This is a genomic window from Stenotrophomonas maltophilia, assembly GCF_003970865.1.
In the GTDB taxonomy this organism is placed as follows: Bacteria; Pseudomonadota; Gammaproteobacteria; order Xanthomonadales; family Xanthomonadaceae; genus Stenotrophomonas; species Stenotrophomonas maltophilia_AR.
In genome coordinates this window covers 1-25,125 of sequence record NZ_RXLZ01000068.1, presented here as the reverse complement: position 1 = coordinate 25,125, position 25,125 = coordinate 1, and the positions used below count along the sequence as shown (strand labels likewise).

Below are 25,125 nucleotides of genomic sequence, written 5' to 3'. Positions count from 1 at the left end.
AATCCGACACCGCCCCGCCTTCGAGAGGTTCACGCGGCTGTTGGTAACTGCGGCTGTTGTTCCGCGCGGCTGTTGGTAGGTGTCGACCTTGGTCGACACATCTGTCAGATATCGAATGAATTCATCCACGCATGGCGTGGATCTACCGTGTCGACCAAGGTCGACAACCACCAGAGCAGAGTGCTGCTCCAACAGATCGCGGCCAACTGTCGAAGGCGGGGTGGGTCCGGTTGAGGGGGCGTGCGAATCCGACACCGCCCCGCCTTCGAGAGGTTCACGCGGCTGTTGGTAACTGCGGCTGTTGTTCCGCGCGGCTGTTGGTAGGTGTCAACCTTGGTCGACACATCTGTCAGATATCGAATGAATTCATCCACGCATGGCGTGGATCTACCGTGTCGACCAAGGTCGACAACCACCAGAGCAGAGTGCTGCTCCAACAGATCGCGGCCAACTGTCGAAGGCGGGGTGGGTCCGGTTGAGGGGGCGTGAGCCGCATGGATGCGGCGACCGAGCTTACATGGACGTACTTGCAGCGCCCCCCTCAACCGGACCCACCCCGCCAACCCACGGATAGTCCGCTTCTGCTGTTGACGTTGCCTCTGCGGGTGCAGGGCTGCAAGCCCTGCAAACCAAAAACCCCTCAGTGAACAGCAGGCCGCGACGGCGGCAGCCACGCCGCCACGATGCCGAGCAACGGCAGGAACGCGGTCAGCTGGTAGACGTACTCAATGCTGGTCTTGTCCGCCAGCAGGCCGAGCACGGCAGCACCGAGTCCGCCCATGCCGAAGGCGAAGCCGAAGAACAGGCCGGACACCATGCCGATGCGGTGCGGCATCATTTCCTGTGCGTACACCACGATCGCCGAGAACGCCGACGACAGCACGAAACCGATCAGCACCGCCAACACCGTGGTCCAGAACAGATCCGCATGCGGCAGCATCAGGGCGAACGGGGCCACGCCCAGGATCGAGGTCCAGATGATCGGCTTGCGGCCGATGCGGTCTCCCAGTGGCCCACCGAGGAAGCCACCGGCGGCGGACGCCACCAGGAACGCGAACAGATGCAGCTGCGCCTGCGCCACCGGAATGCCGAAGTGGTGGATCAGGTAGAAGGTGAAGTAACTGCCGATGCTGGCCATGTAGAAGTACTTGCTGAAGATCAGCACCAGCAGGATCGCCAGCACTTTGGCCACGGTGCGCGACGGATGCCGCGGGGCCATCGACGCGGTGCTGGCCGGGCGTGGCGCGCCCAGATGCAATGCATACCAGCGGCCAACATAGGTCAGCAATGCGATGCCGATCAGGGCGGCGCCGGCAAACCACGATGCGGCGTGTTGGCCATACGGCACGATCACCGCAGCGGCAATCAGCGGGCCCAGCGCGGTACCGAAGTTGCCGCCGACCTGGAACACCGACTGCGCGAAGCCATGGCGACCACCCGAGGCCAGCCGCGCGATGCGCGAGGCTTCCGGATGGAAGATGGCCGAACCAATGCCGACCATCGCCGCCGCCATCAGCACCACCGCGTAGTTCGGTGCGAAGCCGAGCAGCAGCATGCCGCACAGGGTCGAGGCCATGCCGATCGGGAGCGAGTACGGCGCCGGGCGGCGGTCGGTGGCCATGCCGATCAACGGCTGGAAGATCGAGGCGGTGAGCTGGTAGGTCAGCGTGATCAGGCCGATCTGGGTGAAGCTGAGATTGAAGCCGCCCTTGATCACCGGATAGATGGCCAGGATCAGCGACTGCATCATGTCGTTGACGACATGCGAGGTGGAGATGGCGGCCAGCACGCCGGGGGCCACCGGGCGTGAGGTCGTTGCGGGAGAAGCCAGGGTCGACATGGACACAGTCAGGTTGGGGGCGAGCCACGCATGCTACGGTGACCTCCCCCTCCCTTCTGCCGCGTTCGGGTCATGGCATATCGCAAAAAGGACACCCCCTGCCCGGTCCGCGAGACTGCGCCGTGGAGCGAGGTTCCGGTGCACCGCCCGGTGACCTGCCGCGCCCGCCACTACAAGCCTGGCACCCACATCGCGCCCCACCGGCATCGCCGTCACCAACTGGTATTCGCCATGTCCGGACTGATGGTGGTACGTGCGGACGGCGGCCACTGGGTGGTGCCCTCGACCCGCGCGATCTGGGTGCCGGCCGGCATGGCGCACGCAGTGGACTGCATCGCCGAAGTACACATGCGCAGCCTGTACGTGGAGCCGGACTTCGCGCCGCAGCTGCCGGACGAGGCGTTCGCGGTACAGGTGGCGCCGCTGCTGCGCGAGCTGCTGCTGGCCGCCAGCCTGATCGAGACCGCGCATGTGGACGACAGCCGCGACGGCCGCCTGGTGCGCCTGCTGCTGGACGAACTGCACCGCATGGACGTGCTGCCGCTGCACCTGCCCTCGCCCACCGACCCGCGCCTGCAGCGGATCTGCCAGCACATCCAGAAGCATCCCGGCGACGACGCCACCCTGCAGGACTGGGCACAGGCGCTGCAGGTGGACGTGAAAACCATCCAGCGTCATTTCGCCAGCGAGCTGGGCATGACTTTCGGGCAGTGGCGGCAACAGGCGCGGCTGCTGGCCGCGATGGAACGGTTGGCAGTCGGCGACAAGGTCATCGATGTCGCGCTGGCGATGGGTTACGACAGCCCGAGCGCGTTCACCAGCATGTTCAAGCGCCAGCTGGGACAGACACCGGCGGCGTTTTTTCGTTGATGCTAACGATCCGCGGGCACATGTGGATCGCGCATCAGACGAAATTCCCATGTATCACTGTCCACCAGCGGATAGTGCAACGGGAAAACCTGTCCTGCCACGCGTGCCTGCACCGGCACACCCTCGATCCGGCAACCTCCGGGCTGCTGGAATCCGACCAGCTCGGTAATGCTCAGATTGTCGGTGTCGTCCTCTGCAGAGAAGTACGCGGCAAACGCCGGATTGCCGCTGACACGACGCCGCAGTACGACCCGCCCAACGTCGGGTGCGTACCAGCTGATGCTTCGCTCCAGGCCCTCGACCACGCCACCACCTGCATTGGGCCTGTCCGCCCCGGCAACTGCGCGCGCATTGGACTTCCGCCAGCGCGCTTCACGCTCGATGCGATAGGCGCTGACTGCTCCCAGTGCAGTGCGCACGGTTTCGATGGCCGTTACCCGGCTCTGGCCCTGTTCTTCGTAGTCGTAACGATAACGGCCGGAACGCGCGTTGAACTCTCCGGGCTCCTCGAACTTGTCCTGCCACTGGTCACCCACCTTGAGCGGGAAGCGCAGCAGCACTTTGTCGCCCTTGCGCAGCGGATTGACGTCGGCGTACGTATCGATCCATTCACGCCGCAGAGTTCCCTCCGCGATCTCCAGTTCACGCTGACCGTTCTGGACTGCCTTCAGCAGCATCGGCGTCGCCGGGAAACCCGCTCCCCCGGAGTAGGTCCATTGCGTGCCCGGAGCTGATGTCGGCGCGGCCTGCGGGCCGGACAAGGGCGCGTCCAGGCGGCACTCATCGGCCGATACCGTGCCGATGAAGGACAAGGCTGCAGTCAACGCCCCGCACAGAATGGCGCGAGGTGCCATGCGCGGTTCGAAATGCAGGTGCAGCATCATGTCACGCATTGTAAGACCCTCGGACACGAAAACGCCGGGCATCGCCCGGCGCTACCGTTCAACGCTTCCGTTGAAAACTCAGGACGTCATCCGGTCCCAGAAGCCCTTCACGCCATCCATGAAGGTGGCCGACTTCGGCGAATGCTTGCGCGCTTCCTCACCGACGAAGGTGGCTTCGAACTGCTCCAGCAGCTTGCGCTGTTCGTTGGTGAGGTTGACCGGAGTCTCCACCACCACACGGCAGTACAGGTCGCCCTCGCTGCGGCTGCGCACCGAACGTACGCCCTTGCCACGCAGGCGGAACAGCTTGCCGGTCTGGGTCTCGGCCGGGATGCGGATTTCCGCTTCGCCACCGAGGGTGGCCACGCGTACGGTGTCGCCCAGTGCCGCCTGCGAGATGCGGATCGGCACTTCGCAATGCAGGTCGTCGCCATCACGCTGGAAGATGTGGTGCTCGCGCACGCGCACTTCCACGTACAGGTCGCCCGGCGGCGTACCGGCCGGACCGGCCTCGCCCTCGCCCTGCAGGCGGATGCGGTCACCGGTATCGACGCCCGCCGGCACCTTCACCGACAGCACCTTGTCTTCCTCGACACGGCCGTTGCCGTGGCAGGTCTTGCAGGGCTTGGCGATGATCTGGCCACGGCCGCCGCAGTTGTGGCAGGCCTGCTGCATGGCGAAGATGCCGCGCTGGATGCGCACCTGGCCGCGGCCATGGCACACGTTGCAGGTCTCGACCTTGCCGTCTTCGGAGCCACTGCCATCGCAGTCGCCGCACTCGGCCAGGGTCGGGATCTCGATCCGGCGCTCGACGCCGCGCACGGCTTCTTCCAGATCCAGCTCCATCACGTAGCCGATGTCGGCACCGCGACGGGCCTGGCGCGGACCACCGCCGCCACCGCCAAAGATGTTGCCGAAGATATCGCCGAAGATATCGTTCATGTCCGGGCCGCCCGGACCGCCACCACCGCCCATGCCGTGTTCGAACGCGGCGTGGCCGTGGCTGTCGTACATGCGGCGCTTGTTGCCGTCGGACAGCACTTCGTAGGCTTCCTTGCACTCCTTGAAGGAGGCTTCGGCCGCCGCATCACCCGGGTTGCGGTCCGGGTGGAACTTCATCGCGCAGCGACGGTAGGCCTTCTTCAGCTCTTCGTCGGTGGCGGTGCGGGCAACGCCCAGCACTTCGTAGTAATCGCGCTTGCTCATATCGTGGATCTGGTTCCGGAAAGTCGGGATTCGTCAAAGCGGAAGAGCGGAACCAGGTCCGCTCTTGCGTCGGGCGCCCCGACACGCCGGTGGGCGGTCAGGACCCTGATGCGACAACGGGACGCTGATGGCCAGCGTCCCGTGTCGGTCCGGATCAGGACTTCTTGTCGTCCTTGACTTCGGTGAACTCGGCGTCGACCACGTCGTCCTGCGCCTTGCCGGCATTGCCGGCGTCGGCACCCGGGGCACCGCCCTGGTCGGCCGAAGCAGCGGCGAACAGCGACTGGCCAGCTTCTTCCAGTGCCTTCGACTTGGCTTCGATCTGTGCCTTGTCGTCACCCTTCATCGCGGTTTCCAGGTCGGCCAGCGCCGCCTCGACCTTGCCGATGACATCGCCACCGACCTTGCTGCCGTGCTCGGTGATCGCGCTGCGGGTGCCGTGGATCAGGGCGTCGGCCTGGTTGCGGGCCTGCACCAGTTCCTGGAACTTCTTGTCTTCTTCGCGGTTGGCTTCCGCGTCGGCGACCATGCGCGCGATCTCTTCCTCGGACAGGCCCGAACCGGCCTTGATCTCGACCTTCTGTTCCTTGTTGGTCTTCTTGTCCTTGGCCGACACGTGCAGGATGCCGTTGGCGTCGATGTCGAAGGACACTTCCACCTGCGGCAGGCCACGCGGGGCCGGCTCGATGCCGGACAGGTCGAACTTGGCCAGCGACTTGTTGAAGCGGGCCTGTTCGCGCTCACCCTGCAGCACGTGCACGGTCACGGCCGACTGGTTGTCCTCGGCAGTGGAGAACACCTGCGAGGCCTTGGTCGGGATCGTGGTGTTCTTCTCGATGATCTTGGTGAACACGCCACCCATGGTCTCGATGCCCAGCGACAGCGGGGTCACGTCCAGCAGCAGCACGTCCTTCACGTCGCCGCCCAGCACGCCGCCCTGGATCGCAGCACCCAGTGCCACGGCTTCGTCCGGGTTGACGTCCTTGCGCGGTTCCTTGCCGAAGAACTCGGTCACCGCCTGCTGCACCTTCGGCATGCGGGTCTGGCCACCGACCAGGATCACTTCACTGATGTCGCTCGAACGCAGGCCGGCATCGTTCAGGGCGACGCGGCACGGCTCGATCGACTTCTTGATCAGCTCATCGACCAGCGATTCCAGCTTGGCGCGGGTCAGCTTGATGTTCAGGTGCTTCGGACCCGACGCGTCAGCGGTGACGTACGGCAGGTTCACTTCGGTCTGCTGGGCGCTGGACAGCTCGATCTTGGCGCGCTCGGCAGCATCCTTCAGGCGCTGCAGGGCCAGCGGATCCTTGCGCAGGTCGATGCCCTGGTCCTTGTTGAACTCTTCAACCAGGTACTCGATGACGCGGTTGTCGAAGTCTTCGCCGCCCAGGAAGGTGTCACCGTTGGTGGCCAGCACTTCGAACTGCTTCTCGCCGTCAACGTTGGCGATCTCGATCACCGAGACGTCGAAGGTGCCGCCGCCCAGGTCGTACACCACGATCTTGCGATCCTTGTTGTCGCCCTTGTCCAGGCCATAGGCCAGCGCAGCCGCGGTCGGCTCGTTGATGATGCGCTTGACGTCCAGGCCGGCGATGCGGCCGGCGTCCTTGGTCGCCTGGCGCTGGCTGTCATTGAAGTAAGCCGGCACGGTGATGACCGCTTCGGTGACCTTCTCACCGAGGAAGTCCTCGGCGGTCTTCTTCATCTTTTCCAGCACCTTGGCCGAAATTTCCTGCGGCGCCATCTTCTTGGCATCGCTGGTGGACACCCAGGCGTCGCCATTGTCATGGGCCAGGATGCCGTACGGGACGTGGGCGATGTCCTTCTGCACTTCGGCGTCGGTGAACTTGCGGCCGATCAGGCGCTTCACCGCGTAGAAGGTGTTCTTCGGGTTGGTGACGGCCTGGCGCTTGGCCGAGGCGCCGACCAGGACTTCGCCGTCCTTGGTGTAGGCGACGATCGACGGGGTGGTGCGATCGCCTTCCGAATTCTCGATGACGCGGGCCTTGCCGCCGTCCATGATCGCCACGCACGAGTTGGTGGTGCCGAGGTCGATACCAATGATCTTGCCCATGGGGGAGACTCCTGAGGATGCTTGTTGGGGTCAGTCCGGCCGCTCGGCCGGTGGATGAATACGATGTGGGGGAGGCTCGTGGAACATTCAAGCCATCTCCCGAACGCTGTGTTCAGCGCCTGGAAAACCTTGCCAGGCATGGCCTGGCACTACCGGGACCGGGCATCACCCGGCCCGGCCGATCAGTCGGCGGCCACGACCACCAGCGCCGGCCGCAGCAGGCGCTCGTTGAGCAGGTAGCCCTTCTGGAACACGGTCACCACGCTGCCGGGGGCGGCGCCCGGGGCCGGCACCTGGCTGATGGCCTGGTGGTGTTCCGGGTTGAACGGCTGGCCGGTCGGGTCCAGCAGGACCAGGCCATTGTCACCGGCAACCTTCAGCAGCTGCTTGTAGGTCAGCTCCAGGCCTTCGCGCAGCGGATGGGCGTCGTCGCCGGCGGCCTTCAGGCCGGCATCCAGGCTGTCGAATACCGGCAGCAGCTCGCCGAGCAGCTTCTCGTTGGCGAACTTGCGGGCCTGCTCGATGTCGCGGGCAACACGCTTGCGCTGGTTCTCCAGGTCGGCGCGCTCACGCAGCGCATCGGCCTTGACCTGTTCAACTTCAGCGCGCAGGCGCTCCACTTCGTCGTTGACGCCGGCGGCGGCGGCCGCATCGGCGGCACTCTGCTGGGATTCGATATCTGGATGTTCGTGGTTCATGTCTGGGTCCCTGGCGGTCAATCTCCGCCTCCACCCACCCTAGTGTGGGCGGGATGCTGCGTTTCAAGCGTCGGATGTTCCGGGAGTGCGCCCGGCCGGCGAAAAGGCCGCGCCGAGCACATCGGCGGTGGCCTGGACCAGCGGGATCATGCGGTCGTAGGCCATCCGCTTGGGACCGATCACGCCCAGCACGCCCAGCACCTGGCCATTGGCGGTGTACGGGGCGGTGACCAGCGAGACGCCCTGCAGCGGCATCATCCCGGTCTCCTCGCCGATGAAGATGCGCACGCCCGGCGCCTGGATGGTCCGCTCCAGCAGCTGCAGGATCTCGCGCTTGCTGGAGAAGAGCTCGAACAGCTCGCGCAGGCGCTCCAGGTCGGACAGGTCCTGCACCCCCATCAGACGGGTCTGGCCGGCCACCAGCATGTCGTCGGCCGCCGGTTGCAGCGCCTGCTCGGCCAGCTCGATGCTGTGCGCCAGCAGCTGCTCCAGCTCGGAACGGGCGTCGCGCAGCTCCAGCAGCAGGCGGGTGCGGATCTCGGCCATCGGCAGGCCAGCGAAATGGGCATTGAGGTAGTTGGCGACCTGCTCCAGCTGGCCCGGCGCGAACTCCTGGCGGGTCTCGATGACCCGGTTCTGCACCTCGTTGTCGGCAAACACCAGGATCGCCAGCACCCGGCGCCCGTCCAGCGCCACGAAATCGATCTGGCGGAAGGCGAACTGCTCGCGTCGCGGCGCGCTGACCACGCCGACGAAGTGGCTCATCGCCGACAGCAGCTCCGAGGCACTGCCGAGCAGGGCCTGGGTGCTGCCGCCGCCGGCCAGTTCCTGGCGCAACCGGGCCAGCTCGCCCTCGCCCGGCGGCTGCATCTGCAGCAGGCTGTCGACGAACACCCGGTAGCCATGCGCGGTCGGGATGCGCCCGGCCGAGGTGTGCGGTGACGCCAGCAGCCCCAGGTCTTCCAGGTCGCCGAGGATGTTGCGGATGGTGGCCGGACTGACCTCCAGGCCGGCCACGCGCGCCAGCGTCTGCGAGCCGACCGGCTCACCGTCCTGGATGTAACGCGCAATCAGCGTGCGCAGCAGATGGCGCGCACGTGGGGCAAGCTGGTCGGGAGAACCGTGCATGGAATCAACCTGTGAGACACGGACACTAGATAATGGCGGCGCATCACCTTGGCAAGTCATTGGACCTCCCTCGCCCGCGTGCTAGCGTTGCGCGGCTGCTGATACCCCCTTACCCATGCTCAGACATCTTTCGATCAAGGATTTTGCCGTCGTCCGCGCCACCGAACTGGAGTTCGGGCCAGGCATGACCGTGGTTTCAGGCGAGACCGGCGCCGGCAAGTCGCTGATGGTCGACGCGCTGGGCTTCCTGTCCGGCCTGCGCGCCGACAGCGGCGTGGTCCGCCACGGCGCCGCGCGCGCCGAGCTTTCGGCCGAGTTCGCGCTGGACCAGCTGCAGGCCGCGCGCCAGTGGCTGGCCGACAACGAACTGGACGACGAAGAACAATGCCAGCTGCGCCGCGTGATCCGTGCCGACGGCGGTTCGCGGGCGTGGATCAATGGCCGCCCGGTGACCCTGGCCCAGCTGGGCGACCTGGCCTCGTTGCTGGTGGAGATCCACGGCCAGCACGAACAGCAGGCCCTGCTGACGCGCCCGTCGCAGCTGGCCCTGCTGGACGCCTATGCCGGCAACGAGAACGAACGCCGCCAGGTGCGCCGCGCCGCTGCCGCCTGGCAGGCGCTGGTCGATGAATCGCTGGCGCTGTCGCAACAGGGCGACGTGAGTGACCGGATCGGCTTCCTGGAACACCAGCTGCGCGAGCTGGACCGTGAAGACCTTGAGCCGGAGTCGATCGTGGCACTCGGTGCCAGCCACCGTCGCCAGGCCCATGCCAGCGCCCTGCTGAGCGCCTGCCAGGCGGCCAGCAACCAGCTCAACGGCGATGACGGCAGCTCCGCGCTGGACCTGCTGCAGCAGGTGCGCCACGAGCTGTCGCGCCTGATCGAACACGACCCGCGCCTGGGCGAGGTGGACGGCCTGATCGAGAATGCCTCGATCCAGTTGCACGAAGCCCTGTCGCTGTTGGACCGCGTGCACGACGACCTCGACGCCGACCCGGAACAGTTCGAGGAGAACGAGCGCCGCCTCGGCCGCCTGCACGACCTGGCCCGCAAGCACCGCGTGCCGATGGACGAGCTGGGCGCGCAGCGCGAGCGCATGCACGCCGAAGTGGAGCAGCTGCGCGGCGCCGACGAACGCCTGCAGCGCCTGGCCGGCGAGATCGACAAGGCCGCCGCCGCCTGGCGCGCACAGGCCGAAGTGCTGACCGCCAGCCGTCGCAGCGCTGCTGCCGAACTGTCGGCCACCACCACCGGCATCATCGCCGAGCTGGGCATGGGCGGCGGCCAGTTCCTGATCGAACTGGAACCACAGGACGCCGGCAAGCCGGACCCACAGGGTGCCGAGCGTGTGGAGTTCCTGGTGGCGGCCAACGCCGGCCAACCGCCGCGCGCCCTGCGCAAGGTGGCCTCGGGCGGTGAACTGTCGCGCATTTCGCTGGCCATCGAAGTGGCCGCGCTGGACCTGGATGCGGTGCCGACCATGGTGTTCGACGAGGTCGACTCCGGCATCGGCGGCGCAGTGGCTGACATCGTCGGCCAGAAGCTGCGCGCCCTCGGCGAGAAGCGCCAGGTGCTGTGCGTGACCCACCTGCCGCAGGTCGCCTCCAAGGGCCATGCCCATTACCGGGTCAGCAAGGCCCCGGTGGAAGGCATGACCCAGAGCGCGGTGGAAAAGCTGGACAGCAAGGCGCGCGAGGAAGAGCTGGCGCGCATGCTCGGCGGCGTGGAAGTGAGCAAGGAAGCGCGCGCCGCCGCCCGCAAGCTGCTGCAGGTGTAACGCCTGTTCGCGGTTATCCACGCATGGCGTGGATCTACAACGCACGCGGTAGTGCCGGTCGCTGGCCGGCACCCCGATGCGGGTGGGCGAAGATCGTGAGGTTGCCGGCCAGCGGCCGGCACTACCCCCGTGGCTGCGTCAGATCGACGTTCTCCACCAGGAAATCAAGAAACGCGCGCACCCGCAGCGGCAGATAGCCACCCTGCCCCAGGAACACCGCGTGCACCTCTTCCAGGTCACCGGGATTGGCCTCCTCCAGCACCGGCAGCAGGCGCCCGGCGGCGATGTCCTCCTGCACCTGGTAGGTCGCCAGCCGCGCCATGCCCAACCCGCCCAGCACCAGCTGCCGCAGCGCGTTGCCGTTGCTGGCGCGGGCGTTGCCACTGGGCAACACCATCCGCTCGCGTCCGTCCTGCAGCAGCGGCCAGCCCTGCATCGCACGTGCATGGCCGATATCCAGCCGATTGTGTGACTGCAGCTCCTCAGCGTTGCTCGGCAGTCCATGCCGCTGCACGTAGTCCGGCGCGGCCACGATCATCATCCGCGTCGCGCCCAGCCGCCGCGCCACCAGGCTGGAGCTCTTCAGTGGACCGGCGCGTACTGCCACATCGGTACGTTGCTCCAGCAGGTCGATCACCTCGTCGTTGAGGGTCAGGTCCACGCCCACCTGCGGGTTGCGCTCCAGGAACGCCGGCAGCAGCGGCAACAGGAAATGCTGGCCGAACGGCACGTTGGAATTGACCCGCAGGCGTCCGCGCGGCTCGGCATGGGCGCTGGCGCAGCGCTCGGCCTCCTCCAGGTCGGCCAGCACGCGCAGGCCGCGCTCGTAGAACGCGCAGCCCTCCGGGGTCAGCTGCAACTGGCGGGTGGAGCGCTGCAGCAGGCGCGTACCCAACCGTTGCTCCAGCCGGGCCACCAGCTTGCTCACCGCCGACGGCGTCATGTCCAGCGTGCGGGCGGCGGCGGAGAAACCACCGGTCTCGATCACCCGCACGAACACTTCCAGTTCGCCGGATCGGTTGATGTCGGGTCGCGCCATGGCGATGAATCCAGTTCACAGATGATTGTCCATGCGCAGTCTAGTTCACAGATGAGTGCGGAATCACCATGGCGCTCCCTTCACCGAGGACCGCCCGATGAACCGCTTGCGCCTGCTCACCGCCACCGCCCTGCTCACCTTGTCCGGGGCCGGCGGCGCCTCATCTGCCCCGCACTGGGTTGCCAGCTGGCAGGCCAGCCCGCAACCGGTCTGGAGCGGGGAGTTCCTGTTCCCGACCCTGGTCCCGGCCGCACTGCAGGACCAGACCTTCCGCCAGACGGCACGTATCAGCCTGGGCGCGCCTCGGCTGCGGGTGCGGTTGAGCAATGCCTACGGCACCCAGCCGCTGCGGATCGGGGCGGCGAGCGTGGCCGCCCGGGCGGGGGACACCCCGCAGCCGCTCAGTTTCGGCGGCCAGTCCGGGGTACTGATCGGCCCCGGCCAGGAACGGCTGAGCGACCCGCTGCCACTGGCCACGGATGACCACCAGGCGCTGCAGGTCAGCGTCTTCGTGCCAGGGCCGACGCCGGTGCAGACGTTCCATTGGGAGGGTCGGCAGACCAGTTGGATTGCGCCCGGCGACCAGAGCCAGGCCCAGGCTCTGAGCGGGGCCAGCAGCACCACTGCCCGCCTGTTCCTGGCCGGCATCGAGGTCGAGGCCGCCGCCAGCGCACGCAGCGTGGTGGTGCTCGGCGACTCGATCACCGACGGCGCCACCGCCAGCCTCGACCAGGACCAGCGCTGGACCGACCAACTGGCCGCGCATCTGGCACCGCGGGGCGTTGCCGTGATCAACGCTGGTATTTCCGGGGGGCGGCTGCTGCGCGATGGCATGGGCGAATCCGCCCTGGCCCGCTTCCAGCGTGACGTGCTGGATCAGCCCGGCGTGGCCAGTGTGGTCGTGCTGATCGGCATCAACGACATCAGCTGGCCCGGCACCGCGTTCGCCCGCAACCAGGCCCGGCCCACGCTGGCCGAACTGCAGGCGGGGTATCGCGCCCTGGCCGAGCAGGCCCGAGGCCGAGGTGTTCGGATCGTAGGCGCCACCCTGACACCGTTTGCCGGTGCCCTGCCCGGCACGCCGCTGGACGACTACTACCAGCCGGAGAAGGAAGCACTGCGCCAACAGCTCAATGCCTGGCTGCGCAGCGACAGCCCGTTCGATGCGCTGATCGACCTGGACGCGGCGCTGCGCGACCCGGCCGATCCGTCACGGATGGCTGTCGCCTACGACTCCAGCGATCACCTGCACCCGGGCGATGCGGGCAACCGGGCGATGGCCGAGGCGGTGGATCCGAAGGTGCTGATGGGGCCATCCAGGCATGGCGTGGATCTACCGTAAGCAACGAAAAACCCCGGGCAAGCCCGGGGTTTCGTCGCATCCAGCTGGCCGGAACGGCTTACTTGCGCTTCTTGCGCACGTACAGCACCAGCGAGTGCTCTTCCAGCTCGTAGCCGTGGTCGGCAGCGATCTTGCGCTGCAGCTCCTCGATCTCGTGGCTCTCGAACTCGATGATCTTGCCGCTGTCCACGTCGACCATGTGGTCGTGGTGGCCGCCACGGTCCAGCTCGTAGACGGCCTGGCCGCCTTCGAAATTGTGCTTGAGCACGAGGCCGGCGGCCTCGAACTGGGTCAGCACCCGGTAGACCGTCGCCAGGCCGATCTCGTCGCCATGCTCGAGCAGCTGGCGGTAGATGTCTTCGGCGGTCATGTGGTGCTGGGCATTGCGCTGTTCAAGCAGCGCCAGGATCCGCATCCGTGGATGGGTCACCTTCAGGCCGACTTTTCGCAGGTCGTGGGTTTCCATAGGTCTCCGTTCATTGGCGATTTAGCGCCAGCTGCCTCGGATTGGGTCGCGGTGGCACGCCGGGAGTGTATCATCGGTTTGATTTCCCCAACCGCCAGTCCCGATGCGCAATCTCCTGTTGGTCGCCGCCGTCGCCCTGTCCACCACCGGGTGCGGCATCATCTACAAGCAACCCATCTATCAGGGCAACCTGATCCGGGAAGATGCCGTGGCCAAGCTGCAGGTCGGGCAGAGCAAGCAGCAGGTCACTGCGCTGCTGGGCACCCCGTCCATTCCGGACCCGTTCCACGCCCAGCGCTGGGACTACACCTCCAGCCAGCGCGTGAACCGCCTGGGCCGGACCGAGGTGAAGAACTTCACCGTGTTCTTCGACAATGACAACGTGACCCGCTGGGAAGGCGATTACTTCCCGGGTAACGACAAGGCCCTGGCCCAGCAGACCGTGCGCCAGTTCGGCCGCAATCTGCCGAAGGACAAGAAGAAGAAGGGTCGCTGACGCCCCCTGCCCGTCCTCGCGGACGGGCGACAGGAATCAACCGCCGAGCGCGCGACGCCGGCGGTTGTCCTTGGGGTCGGCCTGCAACGGGCGTAGCAGCTCGATGCGGTCGCCATCCAGCAGTACCTGCTGCGGGCGCGCCAGTACCCCATGCACGGCCGCCGCGGGGCAGTCGGCACTGCCTTCCAGTGCAGCAGCGGCAATGGCCTCGGCCACGGTCGCGCCCTCGTCCAGCTGCAACCGGCGCGAGAGCACCTGCTGCGGCCAGGCCAGCACCACCTCGACCTCGATCATTGCTCAGGCCTCGTCGGCAACGCGGATGAAGTCGTTCACCATGCGGTCGGCCAGGCTCTGGAAGCCCAACGCCAGCGCCGGACCGAGCAGGCGCGAACTGGGCTCGAAGTCCAGGGTCAGGGTGACCTTGCAGGCATCTTCGGCCAGCGCATGGAACTCCCAGCGGCCGTGCAGCTGCTTGAACGGGCCATCGCGCAGCTGCATATCGATGCTGTGCGGGCGCTGCAGGGTGTTTTCAGTCTGGAACCAGGTGCTGAACGAGCCCAGGCCCAGGTCCAGGCGCGCCACCAGTCGGTCCTCGCCCTGCTCCAGGATCTGGGCAGCCGAACACCAGCGGAAACGGCGCGGATAGGCCTGGACATCATTGACCAGGTCGAACATGCGCGCGGCCGAATGTTCGACCAGGGCGCTGCGGCGGATAGTAGGCATGAATACAGGACGTTTCGGCAATCGACCGGGCGGGCCCGAATCGGAGACAATACGGAAATGAGCAAGAACAGCGGCAAGGATAAAGCAAAGAGCGCGACGGCCAACAAAACCATCGCGTTGAACAAGCGTGCCCGCCACGAGTACCACATCGAAGACCGCTTCGAAGCCGGCCTGGCCCTGCAGGGCTGGGAGGTGAAATCGATCCGTGCTGGCCGCGGCAACATCGTCGACGCCTACGCCTACGTGAAGGATGGTGAGATCTTCCTGATCGGCGCGCAGATCACCCCGTTGATCCAGGCCTCGACCCATGTCGTGGCCAACGACCGGCGTGATCGCAAGCTGCTGCTGCACCGGAGCGAGATCGACAAGCTGGTGGGCAAGGTCGAGCGCGATGGCTACACGATCGTGCCCACCGCGATGTACTGGAGCAAGAACAAGATCAAGCTCGAAGTCGCGCTGGCCAAGGGCAAGCAGACCCACGACAAGCGCGATGCCGCCAAGGACCGCGACTGGGCGATCGAGAAGCAGCGTGTGATGCGTCGCGGCAACCGCGACGCGTAAGGCGGTTGCGCATCACCCTGTAGAGTCGAGCTACGCTCGACTGCTTCAAGGTGTTTGTAGAGTCGAGCCATGCTCGACTGCTTCAAGGTGTTTGCAGAGCGCCGAAGTCGAGCATGGCTCGACGCTACAAAAGGCGGCTCAACCCGCCAGCATGCCTTGCCTGCGCATGCGCGGCGCCAGCGCTGCGTGCATCACCGCCAGGTGCATCACCACCGCCAGCTCCGGTGCGTAACGGTCATCGCCCGAGCGCCACTGTTGGGCCAGGTTCGCGGCATCAGCCGGCAGCAACGCCAGCAGCTGGGCGTCGTCCAGCGCATCGGCCGCGCCCTGCAGCTGGCGCGCCATCTGTCGCGACTGCCACACGTGCACGCCAATACTGAGACTGGCCAGCGACATCAGCACCACGGCCAGCCCGTGCTCGAACCACTGCGACAGCACTTCCGGCCCCCACAGCAGGGCCGCCAGCACTGCCAGGCCCGGCAGGCGCCAACCCAGCCAATGGATGCGACCGCGCTGCGACCAGTGCACCACCACCGCGCTGGCGACCAGTGCCGCCGCGGCCGTGGCCGGCAACTCAGTCACCCAGGTCGCCGCAAGCAGCACCGCCAGCACCGCCCAGACCCAGCCCGGCGGCAACGCGCGCCGCTGGTAATCGGCACCGACCGGCCCGATCAGCTGCCGCAGGCTGCGTTGTTGGCTTGCATCGGTCACCCACCGTCTCCGTGTCTGTCCTGGCCTGGATGGTCGTCACCAGTGTGTCGCAAATTCGTGCCCACGAAGTTAGCAATCCGCTATGACAGAGGCTGTACAACAAGTTGCGGATTGACAGGATGCGCGGGACGGCGGCAGCACTCAGCCCGTCGACAGATCCTTGCTGAGGAACACCCTGCATGTACCGGCCGGATCGCATGGCACCCGGCCGAACACGGCCCATCCATGCTTCACATAGAAATCAGGCGCCTGGAAGCTGAGGGTGTACAGCACGCCGGAACGGCAACCGCGGCGCCGCGCTTCATCCTCTGCGGCCTTCAGCACACGCGACCCCAGCCCGTTGCCGCGGTAGGCCGCTGGCAGATGGAACAGATCCACAAACCACAGGCCCAGTGAGGTTCGCCCGGTAAGGCCCCCTACCACCTCGCCACTAGCCGGATCGGTGACCAGCACCGCCAGCGTGCGCCGATCGGCGTAACCGGCAGCGTCAAGATTGAACTGATCCAAGCCAGTGCCAATCACCTCCAGCGCTTCGTCGCTGGGTTCATCTGTTACTGCAACGTCAAGCGTCATGGCGTCCTTCCACTGGTTCCACTTCAGGAATCTGGATGCTATCAAGCCTGCCCGCCCCTACGCCGGCCCGCTTCAACCTTCGGCGCTATTGCGGCCTGTCTTGAGCACAGACCGATGCCGCTGCCTTCAACAACGGATCGGCCTGCAGCCCTGGTGCAGGACCTGTTGCCGGGAACGCTGCCGCGAGGGCCTTCGCCGCACGGTCTGCATGTGGCTGGATGTACCAGGACGATTCAGCCGGCAGCACGCCACCGCGCACCTCGTGCTCGAACCGATACTGCCCCCCGTTGCCGGGGCTGATGGAAATGGCCATGAGACCCCAGTGGAGTAGTGTCCGGAAATTCGAGCACGGCCTCCCGAGGGATGGCAACGTGCCAAACAACAGGGGGCCGGACGGTCACCCGCGTGACTGTTCAGGAAGATTGCCGTAACATCCGTCTCGTTGGGCAGGGTCAGTGTCAGCTTTTTTGCCGGCATCGACCCCAAAGCCTTGCAATGCTTGAAGAAACCGGGGGTGCATTGGTTTCGACGGGGGTTGTGAAGTCGCCTGGCGCATGCCGAGGGGGTAGCTTTCCTCGTAAATCCAGCTGCAAAACTCTAGTTGCCAACGACGACAACTACGCTCCGGTCGCTCTCGCAGCCTAAAAACTGCGGTGCGTGACCTTCTGCCGACTTAGGCGGAGCCTCGAAACTGCTTGTGTCCATGCTCGCAGCGTAGAGTCATTATCATGGAATCGCGCTGGGCGGCTGCCTGTCAGTCCGGCACTAGAACACAACAGGCTGGTTCCCGGGTGCGCTTTGCACACCGTGCTGCTCGGGGATGAGATTCAACGGTGAGCTAAGCATGTAGTGCTGGGGATGGAGTGCCTTCGGACGGCGGTTCAATTCCGCCCACCTCCACCAACGAACGGTCCGTCAAGGACCGGAGAAGCCCGGAAACCCCAGCAGCACAAGGGTTTCCGGGCTTTTTTACTTTCCGGCCTAGTTCGTGCCAGTTCGTTGCAGGCCGTGAGACGGTGGGGGCATATTTTGGGGCATCCGCCCGGACCTGAAAGACACATGCCCCCACTGACCGATCTGGCCATTCGCAAGGCCAAAGCAACGGACCGCACCCAGAAGATCTTCGATGGCGGCGGCCTATACCTGGAGATCTCCCCCAAGGACAGCCGCTGGTGGCGGCTGAAGTACCGCTTCGACGGAAAGGAGAAGCGGCTCGCCCTGGGCGTCTATCCGGACGTGCCCCTGGCTCTCGCCCAGCAGCGGCGAGACGACGCGCGGCAGCTGCTGGCACGCGGAGTAGACCCGGCCGAGCACAAGAAGGCGGCAGCCGTGGCTCGGGCGGAGCTGGGCGCCAACACGTTTGAGGTCATCGCGCGGGAATGGCTGGCCAAGCGCGATTGGGTGCCGAAGTACCGCATCAAGGTCGAAGCGTGGTTCAACAATGACGTGTTCCCATGGCTTGGGAGCCGACCGGCGGCCGAGCTGGAGGCAACCGACTTTCTGTCCGTCGCCCGGCGAGTCGAGGCGCGCGGCGCGATCGAATCGGCGCATAGGATCATGCAGAATTGCAGCCAGGTGATGCGGTACTCCATCGCCACGGGCAGGGCCAAGCGCGACCCTGTTGCCGACCTGCGCGGCGCATTGACCCCTGCACCGGAGAATCACTACGCGGCCGTCACCGAGCCCGTCGAGCTGGCACCACTGCTGCGCGCCATGTATGGCTACTCCGGCACGCTTACGGTTCGCATGGCCCTCCGCCTCGCTCCCATGCTGTTTCTGCGCCCCGGTGAGCTGCGGCAGGCCGAGTGGGCGGAATTCGATCTCGACGAGCGCACATGGACGATCCCAAAGGACGCATGAAGATGCGCCGGCCGCACATTGTTCCGCTATCGGATCAGGCTCTCGCGGTCCTGGAGGAAATCAAGCCGCTCACCGGACGTGGGAAATACGTGTTCCCTTCGGCCCGCTCCAAAGCACGCCCGATGTCGGAAAACGCCGTGACTGCAGCTCTGCGAAGGATGGGATTTGAATCCGGAACGGTGACTGGGCACGGCTTCCGCGCGACTGCGCGCACAATCCTGGACGAAGTCCTGAAGTTCCGTCCCGACATCATCGAGCACCAACTGGCCCATGAAGTGAAGGATCTGAACGGCCGTGCCTACAACCGCACGACCCACCTCGATGAACGGGTTCGGATGATGCAGGAGTGGGCGGACTACCTGGACCGGTTGCGCGATGGGAATTTGGTGCAGCTGCGGGTTGCCTGACGCCTATACGCCACGGCGCATCTGCTGCAGCCCTGCCCTCACCCACGCCTTTCGGGCGTCCTTCGGCCGAGGCTTGGCTGCCGGCGGCTTGGGCGGCTCCAGTGCTTCCTTGACCCGCGCGGTAGCGGCGGCAGTTGCCTCGGCCAGGCGTCGGGCCTGTTGCTGCTGCTCAGGTGTCGGTGGCAGGCCGGGCAGCGGGTCAAGCGGCGCGGACGGCGTGACATCCAGCAGTCGAGCCACAGCCGCGCGCAGGCGTATCTCGGGGTAGAGCCTGACCGCACACCACCGCTCGGCGTAGCGCTTGCCCTGGGCGATGCTGGCCGCCGGAACATCCTTCGTCTGCCACATCTTCCGGGCATCCAGACGCACACGCACCGCGCCATCCTTGCCGCATCTGACGTTGGCGATCTGCCGACCGCTCCACCACAACACCCAGCTTTCCCCCACCTGGACCCAGCCAGCGGGCATCGGGGCGGTGCGGAAACCTTGGTAGCCGTGCGAGGGAAGCATGGCCGGAAGGATACGGCGGGCGGTCTCACAAGCTGCGACCAAGCCGTGTTTCGCCTATCATCTGCGGTCCATAGAGGGGGAAGTGATGAAGAAGACCGCAACATGGAAGCAGCGGCGCGTAGCAAAGTTTCGCGAGCGTAAGAGATTGGCAAGGATGGAGATGTGCCCAAGAAAGACGTCCTCGCGTCTGAAACGTCGAGCACGCCTAAAGGCTGTCGCGCCTGTAAAGCTCCACGTCACTAGTGCTGGCAAGACCATTCGGCGTCACGAGCTAACCCCTCCTGAGGTGCTGGATCTGGAAGGCAACTACGCTGAGACCATCAAGTTCCTGAAGAATCTGCGCTTTGCGACCTCCCGTCGTGGGAACTTCCACATCGAAATGAAAGGCGTGAAGGACATCTCACCTGCCGCCGCTCTACTTTTGGTCGCTGAATGCGATCGCTGGCGAGAGTTGACCAAATCGCAGTGGCTCCGGGCGGAATCGGTGTCAGACTGGGAACCGAGTGTCAGGAGGCGGCTCAAGGAGATGGGCTTCTTTAAGGTCCTGAACACACGAAGCCCACCTGACGACCCCTTTGTTGCAGGAGAGGATCGCTACGTTCCATTTTTGACAGGAACCCGCAACCCTGGGGCTCCAGCGTTCAAGCTTCAGGAAGAAATTGAGGCGCTCGGCCCAAGTGTTGCTGATCCCGGCGCTCTCTATGAAGGGCTCGTCGAGGCAATGACGAACGTTGCACAGCATGCTTATTCTTCAGGCAAGGGAGAGTTTGGACCGAAGCGTTGGTGGATTTCAGCTTCGGTGAACGAAGAGCGGCATAGCATGACCGTGTTGGTCGTCGACCATGGGGTCGGGATAGCTAAGACTCTTCCTCGAAGTAAGGTGTGGGAAAGGATTCGTCAGGTCGTCCCCCTTGAAATGCTGAACGATGACGCCGAAATCGTTCTCGCAGCATTCACGAAGGGTGGTGAATATAAGTCTCAGACTGGTGAAGAACATCGAGGAAAAGGGCTGCGCGAGAACATCAAGGGCTATGTTGAATCACACAACTCGCGCGGTCGACTCCGCGTAATAACTAACCGGGCCGGGTATACATACAGCCGCAACAACAACGATGAAGAAGAAGCATCGTTTGCGGTTCCAGTCCCCTTCGACGGCACCTTCATCGAGTGGGTAATTGAAGACTATGGTCAAGAAAGAAATGAAGACAATTGACATTAGCAGGGATTTCTCCAAGGTTCCTGCAGGCCGTTTTCTTAGCGACGGAGATTATAGCGGAGAGATATTTAGGGAAAGGATCCTAGTTCCAGCCCTACGAGAATATGAGAAGGTCCAAATCATCCTAGACAATACAGTTGGCTACGGATCCTCATTCCTGGAGGAAGCGTTCGGCGGATTAGTCCGATACTGCGGCTTTTCGAAAAGCTACCTTGCGGATCACTTGTCTCTGATCGCAACTTCAGAGCGAGCGAAGCGCTACCCCCCCAGAATCACTGAATACATTAGTCGCGCAAAGCCCGAGAAGAAGTAACAATAGAAATCCTAGAGGGAGATAGGATGTATGGCCGAAGAACTCGGAGCACTGGCAATCGGAGTGATCGGAGGTGCTGCTGGCGGAGCTGCAGGCGCATTGCTTGGCTATTTTTCGGCAAAGCTGGCCAACTCAGCCAACCGAAAGGGAGTCCGACTTGATGCAAGACTAGAGCTAATCGACCCCTGCATTGAAGACATAATAAAGGACTCAGTAGATTACTGGCAAAATTCTGGAAACGATATCGCCGCCGAAACAAAAATTAAAGGGCATTTTGAGACTCTAGCCAGCCGCATTGATAACCTGAAAGGATTCGGCGTTACAGGCAAGAAAATAGCCGAGGCGCAAACCTTGGGAGATGAACTATATGAACTCGTGACGGGAGGTGACTTTGAGTCACCCACGAGAGTGGCTTCGGCTGAAATTCCCCAGCAGATTAGAAATAAATGCGCTGCAATTAGCCATCTATTCCACCCAAAATCCTAATTCCCGCCCGCGAGCCGAGCTGCCTACGGCCCCGGATCCGGCAAGGTCAGGTGCCCCATCTACCCGGCTGACACCATCGGGCAACCGCGCCCTGGCGGGTCGGCCTTTCCCTACACGCCCCGGGCACGCGCGGCGGGGCTACCCTCCAGCCATGTGCGGCCGATTCGTCCAGCTCCCCGTGATCGACTTCGGTCAGCCGGGGCTGGCTGACCTTGCCGGCCTGGCCGAGGTCCAGCCCAGCTACAACCTGGCGCCGACGCAGCGGGCGTCGGTGATCCTGGACCGGGGCGAAGGCCGGCAGGTCACCCGGTTGGCGTGGGGCCTGCTGCCGTTCTGGGCCAAGGCCAAGGGCCTGCAGGGATCAACCATCAATGCGCGCATCGAGACCGTGGCCACCAAGCCCGCCTTCCGGTCGGCATTCAAGAAGCGCCGGTGCGTGATCCCCATGGCTGGCTACTACGAGTGGTCGGTGAGCCCTATCGATGAGAAGAAGGACCCGTGGTTCATCCACGCGGCCGAGCCACTGATGGCAGCCGGCCTGTGGGAGGACTCCAGCCCCCTGCTGCCCGACGGCAACCTGGGAACCTTCACCATCACCACCGGCGACAGCAGCGGCGTGTCGGCCGATATCCACGACCGCATGCCGGTGTGGCTGCAGGCCGGCCAGATCGATGAGTGGATGGCAGCCAGTCCGGACGATGCCATGGCAATGCTGCTGGCCAGCGAGCCGCCGGCAATGGAGGCCTACCGGGTCAGCCGCGCGGTGAACGCGCCGCGGAACAACCACGAGGACCTGCTGCAGCCGGTAGCGTGAGGCGTGTCATCCCACACATCAGGCGGATCCATGGGAGAATTCCCGCCATGGAGGCGGTCCCTGTGAAGAAGAACGAAGACATTCAAGTCCTACGGGGGCTTGCCATCATTTTCGTGGTGCTCCAGCACTACAACAACCGCCTGCCAACACCCGATTGGTACAAGGCCATGTTCACGCACGTCGCCTTTTGGGGTGGCGTCGACATCTTCTTCGCTATCTCGGGCTATTTGATCTACCGCGCCTTCTCTCGGGACCTGCGAGTCGAAGCGACGAAGGGATCAGCCCTGCAGGGATTTGCGGCCAGGCGATTCCGCAGGTTGTACCCCGCCTGCGCAGCATGGGTCCTAATCTCCATCGGCTTAGCGTTCGTGCTCACCACTGCACCAAACCCTGATCCTTGGCCGATCATCAAAAGCGGCTTCGCAGGCCTGACCGGCTGGTCAAACCTCTATTACGTCCTCTGTGTGCCGGACTATGTCGCTTGCGGCAACGCTGATTTCAACGGGGTCACGTGGTCGCTGTCGGCGGAATGGCAGTTCTACGCGGCCCTTTCTATCGCGATGCTTGCGATCGGCAAGCGAAAAGCAGTCCTTGTGCTCTTGGCAATTGCGCTTGTCATGGCCAGTTTCCCCGCACCGTCATGGTCCATTCCATGGGCTTTCCGCCCGATGGGCTTCATGCTCGGGGCGCTGATTGCCATGCTCACCGAAACTTCGAACTGGGCGCCATCCAAAGCCCTGGGAAGGGGCATGCTCGTTGCTGGCTTGACCCTAGCGCTTGCTGCGCCGGCGAATCTTCCCCAGCCGTTCGTCATCCCTGCCATCTCCATCGGCGGCGCGCTGTGCCTTCTATCTTCCTTGGGAGGAAACCTCTACTCAGGCAGGATGAGTGCGCCGGTAAGATGGATTGGAGAACGCTCCTACTCCATCTACCTCTGCCATTTGCCTTCAATCCTGATTGTTCGTGAAATCTTGACGCGGGTGGGAATGGCAGACGCCACTCCTGCGAACGTGGCCGTGGCTATGGCTACAGCCGTCCTGCTGATCGCCACCTTGTCCAGCCTGTCCTACAAGCACATCGAGAATCGGTTCCAGCGGGCGAAGGGCAATCCTAAAGCGCCGCTAGAACCGCTCCCAATCAGTCGCTGATAGGCAGCTCAGGGTCGGGAGCAAATGTGTCGCCGACGACCAGCCAGCCCTCCAAGGGCAACGGCTCCATCTCAGTTACGTCCTTCCAAACCAAGTCTGGATGGAACAGCTTGGTGATATCCAAGTCCGTCTCGAAAAGCTCCACAACACGACCGTTCCAAATTCTGACGTAAGTTCGCATCATGCGTACTCCCTAACGACAACGATGCCCGCGCCGCCAGCTCCGCCCGGAAGAGCGGGCTGATTCGACGTTTGAGCGTATCCTCCGCCCCCTGCTCCGGGCCCATTCGCGGGCGCTCCATTGATCCCGCCTTGCCCAAATTTGGAAGAAGCCCCAGCAATTGAGATGCCTGTGGCAGTCGAAGTAGTAACACTCCCCGATCCCGAAGCACCGACAGTGGAAAAAAGGTTCTGGCCGGAGGGCGGCGCTGCAGGTGTGCTACCACCTCGCGATACGGGCGGCACGGCAACTGCTGCGGACTGACCGGCGACGCCGCCCGGGGCCGATACGAGGCTACCGAAGCTGGACGTGCCTCCATTTGAGCCAGCTGTTTGCCCCGCGGCCCCTCCAGCACCAACTGCCCCGACAACAATCGTAACGCCGCTAAAGTTGGCATCAAACCGCGACACCGCGTATGAACCAGCCCCTCCACTCCCGCTCACGGTTACAGTGGTGGACGACGTCGCTGCCACTCCACCTCCTCCGCCTCCTGCCCCCTGAACTTCCACCTCAACAAAGCCGGTTTCCGCCAAAGCGTTAAAGACGGATGCGCCTTGAGTCAACACCGCCCCGCCATCAATCGACACGTACTGCGTTGAGCCCACCCTAGTAAAAACGCACGTGCGAAGGAGCCGGCCAGTTGCGACGGCCTTGATTGCGCGCATCAAGGAATCATGTTCATCCGGAGCAAGCACCAACCCAGCGCCTTCCGCCAGGGCTTTGAGCTGCAGAAAGAGCCAAGCCGACTTCTGATCCGACATCTGCTGCAGCTTGTTGAACTGCTCGACCGAAGGCGGCGTGGCACCAATGAAGCTCCAACCTGCTTGCCACTGGCTGTCGGTGATCTGCTCGGCTACTCCGTTCTTCGCCCATGGCAATTCGAAGTGGTCGAAGAAGTTGACCTCAGGCATACATTATTCTCCTGGTTGACTACATCATGTGCGCCATGACCCCTACGCCGAAGCCATAGAAGCCCTGATTCTTGAAGCCGAATGGTGTTTCCGGCGATGTCGTGATCGTTAGGATCCCGACGCCCGCCGCCTTGGGGACCCAGCGTCGGGGATCGGCCATAAGCGGACTGCTCACGCCCGCCTTTTGCGCGATCCAGATTCGGGTTCTACCCCGAAATCACGGACGGTTCTAAAAGAGCTGCAACCTTCTGATCCTGCCTGGCGACCCTTCGCCGCATCCTTGGATTGTGGCGTCGCTCGATGTAGTCAAACACATCCGCTCGTGCTGCATCCAGTGTCGGGTAGCTCGTTCGATAGATCCGCTCGCGTTTGAGCAGGCCAAAGAAGCCTTCGCACGCAGCGTTGTCCCCGCAGTGCCCCACCGCGCTCATCGAGCAGACCAGGCTGTTGGCCGCTAGATAACGCTGATAGTCGCCGCTGCGGAACTGGGTGCCACGATCCGAATGCAGGATCACCTCGTAACTTTCTTGACGCTGCCAGACTGCCATCTGCACCGCACGAATCACCATCTGACGGTCCTGGCGGTGGTGCATCGACCAGCCCACCACTCGCTGATCAAACAGATCCAGAACGATGCACAGATACAGCTTGCTCTGCTGGGTTTTGATCTCGGTGATATCCGTGACCCACTTGGTCTCCGGCTCCAATGCGCTGAAGTCCCGCTCCAGCCGGTTACGCACGCCTGGCAGAGTCAACGCAGGCCTGCCTTGCTGGCCTCGGCGCTTCGGTCGTGGCCAGCCCTGCAAGCCGTCAGCTGCCATCAGGCGCGCCACCCGGTTCAGACTCAGG

25 protein-coding genes, 1 other RNA gene and 2 pseudogenes are annotated in these 25,125 nt (G+C 64.3%); 12 read left to right on the top strand and 16 right to left on the bottom strand.

Annotated features, from left to right (window positions below; genetic code table 11):
* Positions 1-640 precede the first annotated feature (640 nt).
* A complete protein-coding gene (locus EKL94_RS18705) occupies positions 641-1,840 on the bottom strand; it encodes an MFS transporter (protein WP_126930183.1) in 1,200 nt (399 codons plus the stop codon).
* A gap of 72 nt (positions 1,841-1,912) precedes the next feature.
* Between EKL94_RS18705 and EKL94_RS18700 the strand changes: the two genes are divergently transcribed.
* Entirely contained in the window at positions 1,913-2,710 is a 798-nt protein-coding gene (locus tag EKL94_RS18700) for an AraC family transcriptional regulator (protein WP_126930182.1), read from the top strand.
* Positions 2,711-2,712: 2 nt separating this feature from the next.
* Here the strand turns inward: EKL94_RS18700 and EKL94_RS18695 are convergent, their stop codons facing one another.
* From EKL94_RS18695 to hrcA, 5 genes are all read right to left on the bottom strand, one after another.
* A complete protein-coding gene (locus tag EKL94_RS18695) occupies positions 2,713-3,594 on the bottom strand; it encodes a hypothetical protein (protein WP_260473463.1) in 882 nt (293 codons plus the stop codon).
* Between the two features lie 78 nt (positions 3,595-3,672).
* Positions 3,673-4,800 carry a molecular chaperone DnaJ gene (gene dnaJ / locus EKL94_RS18690; protein ID WP_126930181.1) on the bottom strand — a complete coding sequence of 376 codons (1,128 nt, stop codon included), beginning with the start codon at positions 4,798-4,800 and terminating at the stop codon, positions 3,673-3,675.
* A 154-nt stretch (positions 4,801-4,954) separates the two neighbouring features.
* The gene (gene dnaK / locus EKL94_RS18685; protein ID WP_126930180.1) at positions 4,955-6,877 is read right to left on the bottom strand and encodes a molecular chaperone DnaK; all 1,923 of its coding nucleotides are present in this window, start codon (positions 6,875-6,877) and stop codon (positions 4,955-4,957) included.
* A 182-nt stretch (positions 6,878-7,059) separates the two neighbouring features.
* Positions 7,060-7,575 carry a nucleotide exchange factor GrpE gene (grpE, locus tag EKL94_RS18680; RefSeq protein WP_126930179.1) on the bottom strand — a complete coding sequence of 172 codons (516 nt, stop codon included), beginning with the start codon at positions 7,573-7,575 and terminating at the stop codon, positions 7,060-7,062.
* A gap of 63 nt (positions 7,576-7,638) precedes the next feature.
* Positions 7,639-8,703, bottom strand: coding sequence for a heat-inducible transcriptional repressor HrcA (gene hrcA / locus EKL94_RS18675; protein ID WP_008266321.1), 1,065 nt, complete (start codon positions 8,701-8,703; stop codon positions 7,639-7,641).
* A gap of 115 nt (positions 8,704-8,818) precedes the next feature.
* Here hrcA and recN point away from each other — a divergent pair, with 115 nt between their 5' ends.
* Positions 8,819-10,480, top strand: coding sequence for a DNA repair protein RecN (gene recN, locus EKL94_RS18670; protein WP_125432140.1), 1,662 nt, complete (start codon positions 8,819-8,821; stop codon positions 10,478-10,480).
* Between the two features lie 121 nt (positions 10,481-10,601).
* Here the strand turns inward: recN and EKL94_RS18665 are convergent, their stop codons facing one another.
* Positions 10,602-11,519, bottom strand: a complete 918-nt coding sequence (locus EKL94_RS18665) for a LysR family transcriptional regulator (protein WP_126930178.1) — start codon at positions 11,517-11,519, stop codon at positions 10,602-10,604.
* 97 nt (positions 11,520-11,616) lie between these two features.
* Between EKL94_RS18665 and EKL94_RS18660 the strand changes: the two genes are divergently transcribed.
* On the top strand, positions 11,617-12,861 hold the full coding sequence (locus tag EKL94_RS18660; RefSeq protein WP_126930177.1) for an SGNH/GDSL hydrolase family protein: 1,245 nt from the start codon (positions 11,617-11,619) through the stop codon (positions 12,859-12,861).
* A gap of 58 nt (positions 12,862-12,919) precedes the next feature.
* Here the strand turns inward: EKL94_RS18660 and fur are convergent, their stop codons facing one another.
* A complete protein-coding gene (gene fur / locus EKL94_RS18655) occupies positions 12,920-13,327 on the bottom strand; it encodes a ferric iron uptake transcriptional regulator (protein WP_005409235.1) in 408 nt (135 codons plus the stop codon).
* Positions 13,328-13,430: 103 nt separating this feature from the next.
* Here fur and EKL94_RS18650 point away from each other — a divergent pair, with 103 nt between their 5' ends.
* Complete coding sequence (locus EKL94_RS18650; RefSeq protein ID WP_010484453.1) at positions 13,431-13,823, top strand: outer membrane protein assembly factor BamE; 393 nt, start codon at positions 13,431-13,433, stop codon at positions 13,821-13,823.
* A gap of 36 nt (positions 13,824-13,859) precedes the next feature.
* Here EKL94_RS18650 and EKL94_RS18645 read toward each other — a convergent pair whose 3' ends face one another.
* Complete coding sequence (locus EKL94_RS18645; protein WP_126930176.1) at positions 13,860-14,117, bottom strand: RnfH family protein; 258 nt, start codon at positions 14,115-14,117, stop codon at positions 13,860-13,862.
* Positions 14,118-14,120: 3 nt separating this feature from the next.
* A complete protein-coding gene (locus EKL94_RS18640) occupies positions 14,121-14,546 on the bottom strand; it encodes a type II toxin-antitoxin system RatA family toxin (RefSeq protein ID WP_010484449.1) in 426 nt (141 codons plus the stop codon).
* 57 nt (positions 14,547-14,603) lie between these two features.
* Here EKL94_RS18640 and smpB point away from each other — a divergent pair, with 57 nt between their 5' ends.
* A complete protein-coding gene (gene smpB / locus EKL94_RS18635) occupies positions 14,604-15,107 on the top strand; it encodes an SsrA-binding protein SmpB (RefSeq protein ID WP_010484447.1) in 504 nt (167 codons plus the stop codon).
* Positions 15,108-15,245: 138 nt separating this feature from the next.
* Here smpB and EKL94_RS18630 read toward each other — a convergent pair whose 3' ends face one another.
* Both EKL94_RS18630 and EKL94_RS18625 read right to left on the bottom strand, forming a co-directional pair.
* On the bottom strand, positions 15,246-15,818 hold the full coding sequence (locus EKL94_RS18630) for a hypothetical protein (RefSeq protein WP_126930175.1): 573 nt from the start codon (positions 15,816-15,818) through the stop codon (positions 15,246-15,248).
* 141 nt (positions 15,819-15,959) lie between these two features.
* Positions 15,960-16,391 (bottom strand): GNAT family N-acetyltransferase, encoded by a 432-nt coding sequence (locus tag EKL94_RS18625; protein WP_126930174.1) that lies wholly within the window; start codon positions 16,389-16,391, stop codon positions 15,960-15,962.
* A 510-nt stretch (positions 16,392-16,901) separates the two neighbouring features.
* On the opposite strand from EKL94_RS18625, the gene ssrA reads away from it, so the two are divergent.
* Positions 16,902-17,294: a transfer-messenger RNA gene (gene ssrA / locus EKL94_RS18615) on the top strand.
* Between the two features lie 105 nt (positions 17,295-17,399).
* A pseudogene (locus EKL94_RS18610) lies at positions 17,400-18,658 on the top strand (tyrosine-type recombinase/integrase).
* A gap of 3 nt (positions 18,659-18,661) precedes the next feature.
* Here EKL94_RS18610 and EKL94_RS18605 read toward each other — a convergent pair.
* Positions 18,662-19,168 carry a hypothetical protein gene (locus EKL94_RS18605; RefSeq protein WP_126930173.1) on the bottom strand — a complete coding sequence of 169 codons (507 nt, stop codon included), beginning with the start codon at positions 19,166-19,168 and terminating at the stop codon, positions 18,662-18,664.
* An 85-nt stretch (positions 19,169-19,253) separates the two neighbouring features.
* Between EKL94_RS18605 and EKL94_RS18600 the strand changes: the two genes are divergently transcribed.
* The 5 genes from EKL94_RS18600 to EKL94_RS18580 all read left to right on the top strand — a co-directional run bounded on the left by EKL94_RS18600 (position 19,254) and on the right by EKL94_RS18580 (position 23,145).
* A complete protein-coding gene (locus EKL94_RS18600; protein WP_126930172.1) occupies positions 19,254-20,381 on the top strand; it encodes an ATP-binding protein in 1,128 nt (375 codons plus the stop codon).
* A complete protein-coding gene (locus EKL94_RS22845; protein WP_126930184.1) occupies positions 20,353-20,697 on the top strand; it encodes an STAS-like domain-containing protein in 345 nt (114 codons plus the stop codon). The genes EKL94_RS18600 and EKL94_RS22845 overlap by 29 nt, the downstream gene beginning before the upstream one ends.
* Before the next feature lie 30 nt (positions 20,698-20,727).
* Positions 20,728-21,183: a hypothetical protein gene (locus EKL94_RS18590; RefSeq protein ID WP_126930171.1), complete on the top strand. Its 456-nt coding sequence runs from the start codon at positions 20,728-20,730 to the stop codon at positions 21,181-21,183.
* Positions 21,184-21,334: 151 nt separating this feature from the next.
* Positions 21,335-21,997, top strand: a complete 663-nt coding sequence (locus EKL94_RS18585; protein ID WP_126930170.1) for an SOS response-associated peptidase — start codon at positions 21,335-21,337, stop codon at positions 21,995-21,997.
* 62 nt (positions 21,998-22,059) lie between these two features.
* The gene (locus tag EKL94_RS18580; RefSeq protein ID WP_185830053.1) at positions 22,060-23,145 is read left to right on the top strand and encodes an acyltransferase family protein; all 1,086 of its coding nucleotides are present in this window, start codon (positions 22,060-22,062) and stop codon (positions 23,143-23,145) included.
* On the opposite strand, the gene EKL94_RS18575 is transcribed toward EKL94_RS18580, so the two are convergent.
* The 3 genes and pseudogenes from EKL94_RS18575 to EKL94_RS18565 form a co-directional block, all read right to left on the bottom strand.
* Complete coding sequence (locus EKL94_RS18575; RefSeq protein ID WP_126930168.1) at positions 23,135-23,329, bottom strand: hypothetical protein; 195 nt, start codon at positions 23,327-23,329, stop codon at positions 23,135-23,137. The genes EKL94_RS18580 and EKL94_RS18575 overlap by 11 nt on opposite strands.
* The gene (locus tag EKL94_RS18570; protein WP_126930167.1) at positions 23,326-24,276 is read right to left on the bottom strand and encodes a glycine-rich domain-containing protein; all 951 of its coding nucleotides are present in this window, start codon (positions 24,274-24,276) and stop codon (positions 23,326-23,328) included. Before EKL94_RS18570 ends, EKL94_RS18575 begins: the two co-directional genes overlap by 4 nt.
* 206 nt (positions 24,277-24,482) lie before the next feature.
* Positions 24,483-25,125, bottom strand: a pseudogene (locus EKL94_RS18565) (IS3-like element ISStma14 family transposase); the annotation flags it as partial.

Bases quoted from the DNA above. Each gene is read 5' to 3' on its own strand.
- EKL94_RS18705 (WP_126930183.1), bottom strand. From the start codon at position 1,840: ATGTCGACCCTGGCTTCTCCCGCAACGACCTCACGCCCGGTGGCCCCC.
- EKL94_RS18700 (WP_126930182.1), top strand. From the start codon at position 1,913: ATGGCATATCGCAAAAAGGACACCCCCTGCCCGGTCCGCGAGACTGCG.
- EKL94_RS18695 (WP_260473463.1), bottom strand. From the start codon at position 3,594: ATGATGCTGCACCTGCATTTCGAACCGCGCATGGCACCTCGCGCCATT.
- dnaJ (WP_126930181.1), bottom strand. From the start codon at position 4,800: ATGAGCAAGCGCGATTACTACGAAGTGCTGGGCGTTGCCCGCACCGCC.
- dnaK (WP_126930180.1), bottom strand. From the start codon at position 6,877: ATGGGCAAGATCATTGGTATCGACCTCGGCACCACCAACTCGTGCGTG.
- grpE (WP_126930179.1), bottom strand. From the start codon at position 7,575: ATGAACCACGAACATCCAGATATCGAATCCCAGCAGAGTGCCGCCGAT.
- hrcA (WP_008266321.1), bottom strand. From the start codon at position 8,703: ATGCACGGTTCTCCCGACCAGCTTGCCCCACGTGCGCGCCATCTGCTG.
- recN (WP_125432140.1), top strand. From the start codon at position 8,819: ATGCTCAGACATCTTTCGATCAAGGATTTTGCCGTCGTCCGCGCCACC.
- EKL94_RS18665 (WP_126930178.1), bottom strand. From the start codon at position 11,519: ATGGCGCGACCCGACATCAACCGATCCGGCGAACTGGAAGTGTTCGTG.
- EKL94_RS18660 (WP_126930177.1), top strand. From the start codon at position 11,617: ATGAACCGCTTGCGCCTGCTCACCGCCACCGCCCTGCTCACCTTGTCC.
- fur (WP_005409235.1), bottom strand. From the start codon at position 13,327: ATGGAAACCCACGACCTGCGAAAAGTCGGCCTGAAGGTGACCCATCCA.
- EKL94_RS18650 (WP_010484453.1), top strand. From the start codon at position 13,431: ATGCGCAATCTCCTGTTGGTCGCCGCCGTCGCCCTGTCCACCACCGGG.
- EKL94_RS18645 (WP_126930176.1), bottom strand. From the start codon at position 14,117: ATGATCGAGGTCGAGGTGGTGCTGGCCTGGCCGCAGCAGGTGCTCTCG.
- EKL94_RS18640 (WP_010484449.1), bottom strand. From the start codon at position 14,546: ATGCCTACTATCCGCCGCAGCGCCCTGGTCGAACATTCGGCCGCGCGC.
- smpB (WP_010484447.1), top strand. From the start codon at position 14,604: ATGAGCAAGAACAGCGGCAAGGATAAAGCAAAGAGCGCGACGGCCAAC.
- EKL94_RS18625 (WP_126930174.1), bottom strand. From the start codon at position 16,391: ATGACGCTTGACGTTGCAGTAACAGATGAACCCAGCGACGAAGCGCTG.
- EKL94_RS18605 (WP_126930173.1), bottom strand. From the start codon at position 19,168: ATGCTTCCCTCGCACGGCTACCAAGGTTTCCGCACCGCCCCGATGCCC.
- EKL94_RS18600 (WP_126930172.1), top strand. From the start codon at position 19,254: ATGAAGAAGACCGCAACATGGAAGCAGCGGCGCGTAGCAAAGTTTCGC.
- EKL94_RS22845 (WP_126930184.1), top strand. From the start codon at position 20,353: ATGGTCAAGAAAGAAATGAAGACAATTGACATTAGCAGGGATTTCTCC.
- EKL94_RS18590 (WP_126930171.1), top strand. From the start codon at position 20,728: ATGGCCGAAGAACTCGGAGCACTGGCAATCGGAGTGATCGGAGGTGCT.
- EKL94_RS18585 (WP_126930170.1), top strand. From the start codon at position 21,335: ATGTGCGGCCGATTCGTCCAGCTCCCCGTGATCGACTTCGGTCAGCCG.
- EKL94_RS18575 (WP_126930168.1), bottom strand. From the start codon at position 23,329: ATGATGCGAACTTACGTCAGAATTTGGAACGGTCGTGTTGTGGAGCTT.
- EKL94_RS18570 (WP_126930167.1), bottom strand. From the start codon at position 24,276: ATGCCTGAGGTCAACTTCTTCGACCACTTCGAATTGCCATGGGCGAAG.